We start from the raw sequence: 12,964 nt of genomic DNA, 5'->3' as shown, positions 1-12,964 counted from the left end.
GCTGTCTAGTTTTGGGATGATTGAAAAACGATCACATACATAGTCCTCACTCACTTTTAAATCGTGAACCTTGCACATTTTACCAGATGAAAATGCTTCACAATGAGAACAACTTGAGGCTAATCTAATTGACATATCTTTTTCGTTTAGTACACTTAACAATACGATTTTAACCACACAACTGTTTGATATTCAGTTAATTTCAATTTAGACTAGTTTTAGTTAAGAACAGACATTGTTTGAGCTTTACGCACATCCTGTTTTTGCTTATTAGCCCTGGAAATCATAGATTCCGTACAACTATTCATTTTTTAATACCCACCAAAACCACCACTTATGAAAAGAAGAGCATTTATTAAAAACGGTATGCTTGCCACAGGTGCCGCCATGACGCTCGGCTTGGAAGCCTGCAGCACCTCTGAAATCAAAGCTACCCCTTACGGATTGGGCTTATTCTCAATTCCTAAAATGTTGGATACAGACATTCGAGCTGGTTTTAAAATGCTCGCTGAAATGGGCTATAAAGAAGTGGAACTATACGGACCATTCCCTTTTAGCGTACAAAGCGTAAAAGATAGTTGGGCCGCTGTAACACCCCAATTGGGCTTTTCTGGAAGTGGATTTTTTGGTAATGATGTGAAGACCTTTGCAAGTACACTAAAGGAGTTTGGACTAAAAGCTACATCCACACATGCTGATATAGAAACGCTACAGACCCGAATGCCACAAATGGCCGAAGCTGCACATGAATTAGGAATGGAATGTGTGGGCATTCCCTCAATTCCACCAGAATTACGCACATCGCTTGACGATTACAAAAGAATGGCAGATGTATTTAATGAGGTGGGTGCAAATGCCAAGAAAGAAGGCCTGAAATTCATCTATCATAATCACGGCTACGGCCTTCACGAAATGGAAGGTGAAATTCCGGTAAATTTGATTTTGGAAAACACCGACCCAGATACTGTATTTTTAGAAATGGACATTTTTTGGACAGTTGCTGGTGGTGCCGATCCGGTTGCTTACCTAAAAAACAATCCGGGCAGATATGTGGCCATGCACCTTAAAGACATGAAAGAGAAAAAGGAATTCTCGGGCGATGGTGGCGACCCAAGCCAATGGATTGAGCTTTTCCCCTATATGACCACCGCTGGCGATGGCGTTCTTGACCTGAAGTCCATAGTAAGCGAAGGAGCTAAAAATGGTGTTAAACACTTTTTTATAGAGCAAGACATGGTCGCAAACCCAGAAGTAGCCTTAAAAAGAAGTATTGATCACTTAAAAGCTATACACCCATGATTTAAAGTCTTTGGATTGGTTGATGGCAATTGCTACTTTCATACACTCATCTTCAACCAAACTTAAAACAATGAACAACAGACTTTTAGCCAAGACTGCAGGGATCAGCTACGTCATTATCTTCTTTGCAGCCATTTTTGCCAATTTTTTCGTTTTAGAGGCCATTTTAGCCAACCCTTTGGACACCGTCCAAAATAGTGAACAGACGGTACGCGCAGGCATTGTCGCTTTTCTCATTACCGTATTATTCGATGTGGTGGTGGCTTGGGCACTATTCGAGATGTACAAAGACCACGTGCTTACCCGCCTAAGTACCTACTTAAGAATAATGCATGCCGCAATTATGGGAGCTGCAATTTATGCTCTGCCGCTTGCCTTAAAAGCTACTTCGGCCGATGGCGTTTTACATCAGGTAGAATCCTTTAACAACATGTGGTTAATTGGCTTATTCTTCTTTGGAGGACATTTGATATTGTTGGCCAGAATTGCGCCAATCCCTAAATGGATCTTAATATTTATGACCATTGCAGGGGTTATGTATATGCTCGATACCGTGGCACATTTCCTATTGCCGAACTATTCGGACTATGCTGAGGTTTTCTTGATGCTCGTTGCCATACCAAGCATTTTGGGCGAAATGGCCTTTGCCATTTGGTTGCTGGTTAAAGCAACAAAACAATCCGTTTAGCAAAGCTCTAATTGGTAAATGAAATTCACCTCCATTAGGTTATATGATAAAATGGTAAAGCAGGTCTTAAGTGAAGGCCTGCCCCAAGATGCTATTCCGAGCATTCCATTAGTAGAGGGAAACAATCGGCCAGAAGCAGTTCCGGCCGATTTGTTCTTTGAGCTGCACGAAATAGCCCATGAGCAATTGCCAACTGGCTGTGCTTTAAGGGTTGGTTCCAATATGGAAATGGACGACTATGGTGTACTCGGCCTCTCATGGAAAACCTGCTCTCAAGCACGAGACCTCTTCGATCGTAGCGTAAGGTACTTCAACCTGCTAACCAACACCTATATGTTTGAGGTGAAAGATGTTGGCGACAATTCCCGAATTTATCTGCATCGCGAACCTTACAGAATGGGCGTTGCACGCTCCAATGAAGCTACTTTTTCTGCAACAGTTACAGTAGTGCAAGCCATTACGGGCAAGAACTTCTACCCTACTGAGGTCTGTTTTCAGCATGAACCACACGAAAACCTGCAGTTGTATCAAGAGACTTTTCGTTGCCCTGTAAAATTCAATCAGGCTAACAATTACATTGCCTATCGTACCGAAGACCTGAACACCAGAACCGCCAAAGCTGACGAGAGCATTAACAGATTTTTGCGCGACAGGATGGACGAAGAAGCCAAAGGAATAGAAATTAGCGCATACAAATTACTTAGAGACATTAAAAAACTAGTAACCAATGCATTACCAAGTGGCATTCCCGGCATTGAACATATTAGCGAATCACTAGGATTAAGCAAGCGATCACTTAATCGCAGGTTGGCAGAAAGCGGCCATAACTTTAGAACCCTGGTAAGCCAAGTACAACAAGAAATTTCAGAAGAGCTACTAAAGAACACGGACAACACTGTTGGCGAAATTGCCTTTAGAACAGGTTTTTCAGAACAAAGTGCGTTTAACAGAGCATTTAAGCGTTGGACTGGCCTTTCCCCTGCCGAATTCCGCAAAACACACTAATCAGTTACGGCTTTGGCACAAAGTGTCAAAAGTCTGGCGCGAACGGTCAATTAATTCAATAACACAGCCACCAACTTTGCTTTATCAAAAGCAAATAAAATGGAGCTACCACTCAAAACAACGGTAACATTCTTAGCACTTCTTACCACAGGGTTGTCATCAGGCCTATTTTTCGCGTGGCAAGTATCCGTAATTCCAGGAACCAAAAGAATCTCGGATTACAGCTATTTAGAAACCATGCAGCAGATAAACAGGGCCATACTTAACCCATGGTTTATGTTCATCTTTCTAGGAGCTTTGGTCTTCCTGCTTTGGAACACCTACCTCAACCATCAACTAGCAGATAAAGGAATTTTCAACCTAGCAATAGTAGCAGCCATTTGCTATGCGGCAGGCACCTTTGGAGTAACAGCAGCTGGCAATGTTCCGCTCAACAACTGGCTAGACGCCATCAACATTAAGGAGTTGAGCGAGCTAAAACTCGTTGAAATCAGAGCAAATTATGAAGTGAAATGGAACAGATACCACCTAATACGTACCGTTTTTTCCGTGCTATCATTTTCACTCCTATTAGCCTCCCTGCTCATTCAGAATAAAAGTTAAATGGATTCAATACGAGCCTAAAGGTTCAAACAAACTCAAAAACAACAGCATAATGAAAAAGCAAATTTTAGTTATTGGCGCATCGGGCAAAACAGGAAGCCGTGTAGCCAACCTATTGAAAAAAGAAGGTCACGAAGTAAGAAATGGTGGTCGTTCCGAAAGCCCATCGTTCGACTGGCAAAACCCAGAAACATTCGCTGCTGCGCTGGAAGGAATGGACGCGGCATACATTACCTACTACCCGGATTTAGCAGTACCCGGAGCCAAAGAGGCAATCGCACAACTAACTGAAGCAGCCAAACAAGCTGGGGTTAATAAGTTGGTGCTCCTTTCAGGAAAAGGGGAGAAAGAAGCGGAGGCCTGCGAGCAAATTATTGCTAGTTCAGGCCTAAACTACAGCTTGGTAAGAGCATCATGGTTCAATCAAAACTTTAGTGAAAGCTTTCTGCTTGATCCTATTCTTGCCGGACATGTAGCATTGCCCATGCCTGAGGCAGAAATACCATTTGTAGACGCAAACGACATAGCAGAAGTAGCGGTAAAAGCATTATTGAATGACCAATGGAACGGCCGCACACTTACAGTTACTGGCCCAGAAAGACTAACCTTTAAACATGTAACTGAGCATATTGCGGAGGCAATAGATAAGCCCATTGTCTTTCAGGCTGTCTCCATTGAAGCCTATAAGGACATGATGAAGGAGGCTGGCTTACCAGACGATTACGTTTGGCTGTTCTCGTACTTATTCAAAGAGGTATTAGGGAACGCTGAAAATCAATCAGTATCTCATGACATTGAAGAAGTTTTAGGAAGAAAAGCCACACCCTTCGAAACCTATGTAAAGGCCACCGCAGCAACAGGCGTTTGGGGCGAGCCTGCTGTAATGGTCGTTTAATCATTTTAGTGCCGCTCTTTTAAGTAAAAAGCGGCACCTTTTTCATAAAACCCAATTTTCTCATGACAACCATAAATTTCAAGGTCGAAAAGGTTAGTAAAAATGACTATGCAGAAATCGTTGAAGTTTGGGAGGCTTCGGTAAGGGCCACACATACCTTTTTAACCGAAGATGACATCACTTATTTTAAGCCACTAATCCTTAATCAATACTTAGATGCCGTCACATTAAGGTGTTTAAAAGATGAAAATGGGAGCATTCTTGGCTTTATAGGTGTGAGCGATAATAGTTTGGAAATGCTTTTTCTCTCCCCTAAGTACAGAGGCATGGGGCTTGGTAAACATTTACTGAAATTGGCTACAGAAGAGTTTGGTGTTGCCAAAGTAGATGTGAACGAACAAAACCCTGAAGCCTGTGGATTTTATCAGCACTTTGGCTTTTCGGTTATTGGGCGATCCGAATTAGATGGTTCCGGCAAACCCTACCCTATTCTACATATGGAATTGAATAAATAATAATTCAATCCCGGGGCAAAGTCAACTTTGCGTATTTTGGTACTTCCATTTTTTTATTTCACCAGATGCCATGAGAGAGTTCGACAGTACCATTACAATTTTTGCATTTTCCGACCTTAGGCTAGTAGATAGAAATGCCTATTCAATTGATCTGAATCAAAAAACCAACGGGCTTGTAATTCTGTACATCGATGGTAAATCTGCCGATTTTGTTCACGATGCCTACGAGGAGGAAGTTAGAGCTATAGACCATTTAGTGGATAATCAGCAAGCTATATTTCCGAAGGTAAAAGCAGCCTTATCAAAGCTAGGGCGAGACACAAATAGCCTTGGATTATATTCTGCCTCAGTTCAAGACAAAATCGAAGATAGATATGCTTTAATCACGCTAAACTTTATCGATGATGAAGGAGAAACAATCAAGTTAACGCTGAATAAAGACAGTATTGTTTATACAAAAACCCCATAAGGTTCAATTTTTTAGTAAATTGAAGAGTCATGAAGTTACACACACAGCAAAACACAGCTTCTTCTTCAAAGCATCGGGGCGCTTCTTACAGGGAAAACGACACAACTCCTTCAACAAGTCCCTCCACCTTTATTGATAATAGGCCAACCCAATCAATTCAGCTTGCTCTGGCTTCAAAACCAATTCAAAGACAAATAATTCAGAGTCCTGGTTACAAATTAGAAGAAAAGAGGACTGAAAATGGGTGGACCAATCAACAAGCCCAAAAGATTTGGAATGGGTGGGAAAGACTCGATGAAGCTACCCGTATTGTAAAGAGAAAAGTCGATAAAAGCATTAACAGCGGCAAAATGCCTAAGACCAAGCACTGGGAAGCTTTTGTTAAAAATCAATCTGCCAGTAACTATGGCTATTTGGTAGAAGAAGGCGTAAATGAATATGCTAGAAGAGCGGGATGGGCTACACAAGTAAAACTAGAAGGCGCAAGGCCAGACTATGGTAGAAAATTAGGGGGTAAATATGCCATGGCCGACTTAACTACAACAAGGGAGTCTAACGGTGCCGGTATGCACTTGGCAGGAAAACTGAATAAATCAAACTGGAAAGGTAAAGAGTTTGTAGCCGCAGCCGACATTACATATGATAGAAATGGAGAAAATCAAATTCCCATCATCCCATCTCGACAAGATGCCATTGCTAAGTATGATGAAATAATGAAAGAAAGAGACGAGGATGACTACAACCCCGCAACACAATACTTACAACAAAGAATACCACAACTACCCAACAAAACTGAGTCAGACCCTGAAGTATGGCAAGCCTGGCTTGATGAGTTAGAGGAAATAAAAAACAATTATGACCCTAATGCAGAATATATGGAATTCGATTAAGCCCTATCAGATCATCTGAAATATTATGAAAACACACGCAACACCAACACAACAAAACACGAGAAGATCGGCAGCCTCCTCTCAAACAATCCAGCATCACATCATTCAAAGGGTAAATAACGAGTCGCTTAGAGACACCACAGACCCTGCTATTTCCGCACTAAAAGTAAGAACCGTACTTATTCTGGAGCAATTAAAGCAAGGCGGTGAAGATTGGAAGGGAAAATGGGGAGAAAAGGCTAAGAAAAAGGCAAGAGAGAAAACTCAACAAATTCTTAATAATGAAAAAGGAGAGTCCATTGAATCTCAAGTTGTCAAAAAGATATGGTCACAACTTTCTACAGAAGAAAAAATTCAAGTTTGCACCGAAGCAGCCAAAACAGCCGGAAAAGCAGTTACAACCTTGCTCGGTGAACTATCATTGCCTGAAAGCTCCTCTTCATCCTCCAAAAAGAAGTCTAAATCAAAGAAAAGCTCATCTTCCGACAGCATAGTAGGAGACGCTTTGCTGTCTGGAATGGAAGGGATTTCAAACTTGAGCAGCAATGACCTAAAAACAATGTATAAAGCATTGAAGAAAAAAAGGGAGTTCGACAAAAAGGTTGAAGAGATAAAAGATGAAATAACGGATAAAGTAGGGTTAGGAAGTGAAAGAGCTGGGGAATTTGTGGGTGAAATGAGAGATGAACATGATTTTGAAAAACTCATAAATGAATTACTACCCGAATTTGATGCCGCTTCCAAAAAGTTTAGAGCCCTAAAAAAGACCATTGAAGATAATGACGATAATAGCAGGTACACAGACGAAATAGCAGTACTGCATAATGCGCTTGAACACATTCTTGGTCCAAGAATAGCCTTTATATATAATGGTCAAATAAACGCCAAAGCAAGACTCGACTACCCTAAACTTTGTGAGCACCACATTAAAGAGATAAATAGCGCCAGTCGTGATAACGGGATGTTGAGCTTCCTAAAAGCAAATAATGGAAACAAAGGAGATTCATCAGTACCTATAGCACAAGAAAAAGCAGCAAGTGCACTTAAACGTGTGGTACATAAATCTTGGAGTAAGGTTACCTACTTTTGGTCCACTCCTAGCGGGGTGACCAAATTAAGGAAGATTGGCCGGGGCATGGAAGCATCCGACTATTTGACCACTGCTAAAGCACTCGCAAAGGATTTTGGTGACGGTGGAAGCAATAGAGATCAAAAGGTTACTCAACCTTTCTACACAGCCCTAGCGGATGTAAACGTAACTAACAAAAGTAGCCTTAATACAGCTACTGAAGCATTTAAAACAGCCGAATCGGGCTTATCCTAAAAAAAATAAAGGGTGGTCAAATGACCACCCTTTACGCTTATTGTAGTTGCTGATTTTAAGCCAAATCAAATCTATCAAGGTTCATAACCTTATCCCACGCAGCAACAAAATCCTTCAAGAATTTATCCTTCGCATCATGAGTACCATAAACCTCTGCCTGTGCCCTAAGCTCTGAATTTGAACCGAAGATTAGGTCAGCACGGGTACCAGTCCATTTTACCGCTCCGCTTTTTCTATCCTTTCCTTCAAATACCTCCTGCTTATCATCTACAGGACTCCATTCGGTTGACATATCAAGCAAATTGGTAAAGAAGTCGTTGGTCAAAGCGCCAGGTTTGTCAGTAAACACGCCATGCTCAGAACCGTCATAATTAGTACCGATTACACGTAGCCCACCTAACAACACAGTCATTTCTGGAGCTGTAAGCGTTAGCAGTTGCGCCTTGTCCACCAATAGCTCTTCTGTAGAAACCTCAAATTTAGTTTGACGGTAATTTCTGAAACCATCAGCTACTGGATTTAAGAAAGCAAAAGACTCCATTTCTACATCTTCTTGCTTAGCATCGCCACGGCCTGGGGTAAATGGTACTTTGATATCACTACCCGCATTCTTAGCAGCTTGCTCTACACCCGCACAACCTGCAAGTACTATCATGTCGGCCATTGAAATTTCCTTACTGCCAGACTGCGCAGCATTGAATTCCTTCTGAATGCCTTCCAAAGCACTTAACACCTTAGCAAGCTGAGCAGGCTTATTCACTTCCCAGTCTTTCATTGGTGCCAAGCGAATGTGCCCACCATTGGCTCCACCGCGTTTGTCCGAACCTCTGAAAGTCGATGCCGAAGCCCAAGCCGTAGAAACCAACTCAGACACTGAAAGTCCAGAAGCCAACACCTTACCTTTCAAAGCTTCCACATCGCTATCATTCACTAAGTCGTGCTCAACTGCTGGAATTGGATCCTGCCAGATTAAATCTTCTGCTGGTACTTCAGGTCCTAGGTAGCGTGTTTTAGGCCCCATGTCGCGGTGAGTAAGCTTAAACCATGCCCTTGCAAAAGCATCAGCAAACTCGTCTGGGTTTTCGTAAAAACGTCTCGATATTTTCTCATACTCAGGGTCCATTCTTAGCGACAGGTCTGTCGTCAACATGGTTGGCTTATGCTTTTTAGACGAATCGAAAGCATCTGGAATAGACTCCTCAGCATCTCTGGCAATCCATTGTTTTGCCCCAGCTGGGCTTCTATGCGGATCCCACTCGTATTCGAATAAATTCTTAAAGAAGTTATTACTCCATTGAGTTGGTGTTTGTGTCCAAATAACCTCTGGGCCTCCAGTAATAGCATCGGCACCTTTACCACTTCCATAAGTGTTTTTCCACCCAAACCCTTGCTCTTCAATTGGAGCTGCTTCTGGCTCAGGCCCTACGTATTGACCAGGATCGGCTGCACCATGGGTTTTACCAAATGAGTGTCCACCCGCAATAAGCGCCACTGTCTCTTCATCATTCATAGCCATTCGCTTAAATGTCTCGCGAATGTCTTTTGCCGCAGAAACCGGATCCCAGTTTCCGTTAGGGCCCTCCGGATCAACATAGATCAATCCCATAACCACAGCGGCCAGCGGGTCTTCTAAGTCTCTTTCACCAGAGTATCTCTTATCATCCAACCATGTTTTTTCTGAGCCCCAATAAACATCCTCTTCTGGTTCCCAAACATCTTCTCTACCTCCAGCAAAACCAAAGGTTTTAAAGCCCATAGATTCTAGCGCCACGTTTCCGGCAAGCACCATTAAATCGGCCCAAGAAATTTTATTGCCATACTTCTGCTTAATCGGCCAAAGTAGCCTTCTCGCTTTATCCAAACTTGCATTATCAGGCCAGCTGTTTAAAGGAGCGAATCGCTGTTGTCCGGCACCAGCACCTCCTCTACCATCACCAATTCTGTAGGTACCTGCACTGTGCCAAGCCATTCGGATAAAAAGCCCACCATAGTGACCAAAGTCGGCCGGCCACCAATCTTGCGAGTCGGTCATTAAGTCGTTCAAATCTTTCTTCAACCCTTCATAATCTAGGCTTTTAAAAGCCTCAGCGTAATCAAAGTCCTCACCCATAGGGTTCGATAGGGAAGAATGTTGTCTGAGAATATTTACCTTCAACTGGTTAGGCCACCAGTCTCTGTTACGAGTACCTCCACCGGCACTTTCTTTTGGAGCCGCACCCAAGAATGGGCACATACTTGGATCCATTCCATTTAGGTCTGAATGATTGTCTGCCATTTTTTAGATATGTTTTATGTTGTTTTCACTAACAATTTCGCCAAACAAATTGACGAACTATTATTTATTCAATTTATTTAAACGATATGATATTGAGTTCATCAATATCGTTAATCCAAAACACTACCTATCAAACACAGCCAACCGCACACTGTTTTGTTTTTATAATTTAAGTAAAAAGAACAAGGCCTCAATAACTTGCATGTAGAATAAAATGGCTTTAAATAGCAGATACTACCTATGCAAACTCCTGAACCAATAATAAAGCCGATTCCACATGAAGAGACCTGGCAAATTCGCCATAATGTTATGTGGCCAGATAAGCCATTCGATTACGTGAAACTACCAAATGATGAACTAGGCAAACATTATGGCCTTTTTGTAGGAGATAAAATGGTTGCTATCATCTCCCTTTTTATTGAAGGAAGAAGCGCTCAGTTTAGAAAGTTTGCTACCATAATTAGCGAACAAGGCAAAGGCTATGGCGCCAAGTTATTAGAACACATTATGCAAGAAGCTACCCAGCTTAATATTGACGTGGTTTGGTGCAACGCCCGAGTAGACAAAACCGAGTTTTACAGAAAGTTTGGACTACAACCTACAGACCAAACCTTTAGAAAAGGCGGAATCGATTATGTAATAATGGAAAAGCTACTTTAACAGCTAGAAACTTCTCCAAATTCTCAAAATCAAGAGTTGAGAGCGCCTTTCGTTTGCGATTGTTGCATATCGTAAAACGAAAAGTATGAAAAGAATAACACTGACATTTTTGCTGCTACTCTTCATTGAGCACATTTCTGAAGCACAGTTTCACACATTAAACATTCCGCAAATCAGCAACCACGTTTATGAAAAACAAAGGCTTGCTGTAACCGATATCTCCATTGATTACTCAAGCCCTTCTACAAACAATAGAGACGTGTGGAATACTCCAGGAATAATACCTCAAAATGGTAATCCAATTGCATGGAGAGCTGGAGCCAACATGAACACCACTATCTCCTTCTCTACTGACGTAATGATCAATGGTCAGGCGCTAAAGAAAGGGAAGTACGGTTTCCACATTATTCCCAATGGTGAAGATTTCACACTATTATTTGCACACAATAACAATCAATGGGGAAGCTACTATCTGGATTTAGAAAAGGATATTACACTGAGGGTAAACGTAAAATCGGAAGCTTGTAGTTTTTCGGAAAAGCTCGACTATGAGTTTTTAAACTGGCAAGAAAATGCCGTAACCATAGCCCTTGAATGGGCCGAAAAACGCATTCCTTTTGAGGTATCCGTAGACCTAAACAAAACTGTGGTTGAAAGCTTTAGAAGTGAGTTAAGAGGAATTAACACTTACCACTGGCAAGCTTGGAACGATGCAGCCAACTGGTGCCTAAATCATAATACAAACTTAGAGGAAGCCTTAGCATGGGCGAACAGATCCATCAATGGTGGTTACAATGGTTTTGCTGCCAATAGAAACACAACTAACCTAATTACCAAAATTAGGCTTCAAAAAGCGCTGGATAGAACCACAGAAATGAACGCGACCATTGATGAAGCAATCCAAATAAACATGGACGTTAACCAAGCGAACTACCTTAGCATAATGCTATTGCAATTAGGTGCTGTAGATCAAGCCCATGAACTACTAAGCAGAGAAATTGAAAACAACCCAGAAGCTTGGTTTCTCAAGTTGAATCAGGCAATCGCATACTATTACTCCGGCAACAAAAAGAAATCGTTAAAAGCTTTAGAACAAGTTTACAGAGTTACTCCGGAGAATTTTAAAGCAAGGCTAGATCAGATAAAGTCTGAAATAGAAAACGACACTTATAAAATACCAAGCATCTAAGGTGAGCATTAGCGGGGCAGGGAATAGTCGTGCATAATATTTGGCAAGCAACCATGTGTTGTTTGAGCAAGCTTGCCAGAAAAATGCAGGGCTCCTTCCCGCTTAAATTTACGCAGACTGAAGCTCGTATAGTTTTTGAAAACCCGTGGGGGTTACTCCAGTATGTTTTTTAAAAGCATAATAAAAGGATGAGGGAGTAGAAAACCCCACATCGTATGCAAGTGACTCTATTTTAAGGTTGGAATTGGCAGGGTCTACCAAGGCCCTTTTTACCTCTTTTATTCTAAAATGGTTTACGGTTTCAGGGAATGATTTACCATACAACTCCTTAACAGCCTTGGAAACCACATAAGCTGGTATTTCTAAATCTCTCGACAGTTCATTAATTGTTATTCCTGGTCTTTTATAAACACCAACACTTTCAAATGCCTGCTGAACCAATTCTACCTTCTCATCAGGCAAGTTTATTTTTAGTGTTCGCCCCATGGCTACTGGGGTGCGCAGTGATAGAAAAAAGAACCAATAAACAACTATAGCACAGAAAAAGGCACCCAGCGCATAGGCCAACATATCTCCAGAAAGATGCTGATAAACAAAACATGACCAAACCAATGCCAACGCAATCAAAAGCCTTTGATACCAGACACCTGTAATCTTATCTGCTTTAACCTGCTTTGAAAAAGCCATCCAAGCACCTACTAAATATAGCGCTAGCAAGCCTGTAGCAAACTTATACAGAACGGTTTCCCAAGGGCTCGGGCTTACAAAAAAACACACTATAGCACCGCCTATTGGTAAAAGGGAATGAGGTACAAAGCGCCAATTTTTAAGGTTCTCACCCTTGGCAAATAGTAAATAAGCGAGTGGGCCAATACTGGCCAAGCCAAAAAAACCTAAGGCTAAACCAATTGGAGCAATGCCTTCAAACAAGAAGTAAAAAATTGACTTAGCCAAACGTAAACTAATGGCCAAAAAAATTAGCCCCACTACCTTCATTTTTGCATCCTCTTTTCCTTTGACAAAAAAGAAAAAACCAAACATCAGTAGAGCGGCAACCACACCAACTCCTGCTAAAGCTCCAAAAAGCCCTATTAAACTTACCTCATTCATTAAGTAAGTACTTACGTTTATTGAGGTCGATTGGTTTAAAAG

Annotated in this window: 13 protein-coding genes; 11 read left to right on the top strand and 2 right to left on the bottom strand. The window is 41.7% G+C overall.

The window, feature by feature from the left end; all coding sequences use genetic code 11:
* Positions 1–336: 336 nt before the first annotated feature.
* The 9 genes from BMW98_RS08510 to BMW98_RS08470 all read left to right on the top strand — a co-directional run bounded on the left by BMW98_RS08510 (position 337) and on the right by BMW98_RS08470 (position 7,688).
* On the top strand, positions 337–1,299 hold the full coding sequence (locus BMW98_RS08510; RefSeq protein WP_090258071.1) for a sugar phosphate isomerase/epimerase family protein: 963 nt from the start codon (positions 337–339) through the stop codon (positions 1,297–1,299).
* Positions 1,300–1,369: 70 nt separating this feature from the next.
* A complete protein-coding gene (locus BMW98_RS08505) occupies positions 1,370–1,987 on the top strand; it encodes a DUF4386 domain-containing protein (RefSeq protein WP_090258252.1) in 618 nt (205 codons plus the stop codon).
* Positions 1,988–2,005: 18 nt separating this feature from the next.
* Complete coding sequence (locus BMW98_RS08500) at positions 2,006–2,992, top strand: AraC family transcriptional regulator (RefSeq protein WP_090258070.1); 987 nt, start codon at positions 2,006–2,008, stop codon at positions 2,990–2,992.
* Between the two features lie 99 nt (positions 2,993–3,091).
* Entirely contained in the window at positions 3,092–3,595 is a 504-nt protein-coding gene (locus BMW98_RS08495) for an anthrone oxygenase family protein (protein WP_090258069.1), read from the top strand.
* A gap of 52 nt (positions 3,596–3,647) precedes the next feature.
* Positions 3,648–4,490, top strand: a complete 843-nt coding sequence (locus tag BMW98_RS08490) for an NmrA family NAD(P)-binding protein (protein WP_090258068.1) — start codon at positions 3,648–3,650, stop codon at positions 4,488–4,490.
* 62 nt (positions 4,491–4,552) lie between these two features.
* Complete coding sequence (locus tag BMW98_RS08485) at positions 4,553–5,005, top strand: GNAT family N-acetyltransferase (RefSeq protein ID WP_090258067.1); 453 nt, start codon at positions 4,553–4,555, stop codon at positions 5,003–5,005.
* A 70-nt stretch (positions 5,006–5,075) separates the two neighbouring features.
* Complete coding sequence (locus BMW98_RS08480; protein ID WP_090258066.1) at positions 5,076–5,474, top strand: hypothetical protein; 399 nt, start codon at positions 5,076–5,078, stop codon at positions 5,472–5,474.
* Between the two features lie 29 nt (positions 5,475–5,503).
* Positions 5,504–6,364, top strand: a complete 861-nt coding sequence (locus tag BMW98_RS08475) for a hypothetical protein (RefSeq protein WP_090258065.1) — start codon at positions 5,504–5,506, stop codon at positions 6,362–6,364.
* Positions 6,365–6,389: 25 nt separating this feature from the next.
* Positions 6,390–7,688 (top strand): hypothetical protein, encoded by a 1,299-nt coding sequence (locus tag BMW98_RS08470; RefSeq protein ID WP_090258064.1) that lies wholly within the window; start codon positions 6,390–6,392, stop codon positions 7,686–7,688.
* A gap of 55 nt (positions 7,689–7,743) precedes the next feature.
* Here the strand turns inward: BMW98_RS08470 and katG are convergent, their stop codons facing one another.
* Positions 7,744–9,963, bottom strand: a complete 2,220-nt coding sequence (gene katG, locus BMW98_RS08465) for a catalase/peroxidase HPI (protein WP_090258063.1) — start codon at positions 9,961–9,963, stop codon at positions 7,744–7,746.
* 240 nt (positions 9,964–10,203) lie between these two features.
* Here katG and BMW98_RS08460 point away from each other — a divergent pair, with 240 nt between their 5' ends.
* Complete coding sequence (locus BMW98_RS08460; RefSeq protein ID WP_090258062.1) at positions 10,204–10,623, top strand: GNAT family N-acetyltransferase; 420 nt, start codon at positions 10,204–10,206, stop codon at positions 10,621–10,623.
* A gap of 85 nt (positions 10,624–10,708) precedes the next feature.
* On the top strand, positions 10,709–11,812 hold the full coding sequence (locus tag BMW98_RS08455) for a DUF2911 domain-containing protein (protein ID WP_090258061.1): 1,104 nt from the start codon (positions 10,709–10,711) through the stop codon (positions 11,810–11,812).
* A gap of 108 nt (positions 11,813–11,920) precedes the next feature.
* Here BMW98_RS08455 and BMW98_RS08450 read toward each other — a convergent pair whose 3' ends face one another.
* Positions 11,921–12,922 (bottom strand): helix-turn-helix domain-containing protein, encoded by a 1,002-nt coding sequence (locus BMW98_RS08450; RefSeq protein WP_090258060.1) that lies wholly within the window; start codon positions 12,920–12,922, stop codon positions 11,921–11,923.
* Positions 12,923–12,964: the final 42 nt, after the last annotated feature.

The sequence above is a fragment of the Roseivirga pacifica genome (genome assembly GCF_900111145.1).
GTDB lineage: Bacteria > Bacteroidota > Bacteroidia > Cytophagales > Cyclobacteriaceae > Roseivirga > Roseivirga pacifica.
This window is presented reverse-complemented; position numbering and strand designations above follow the sequence as displayed.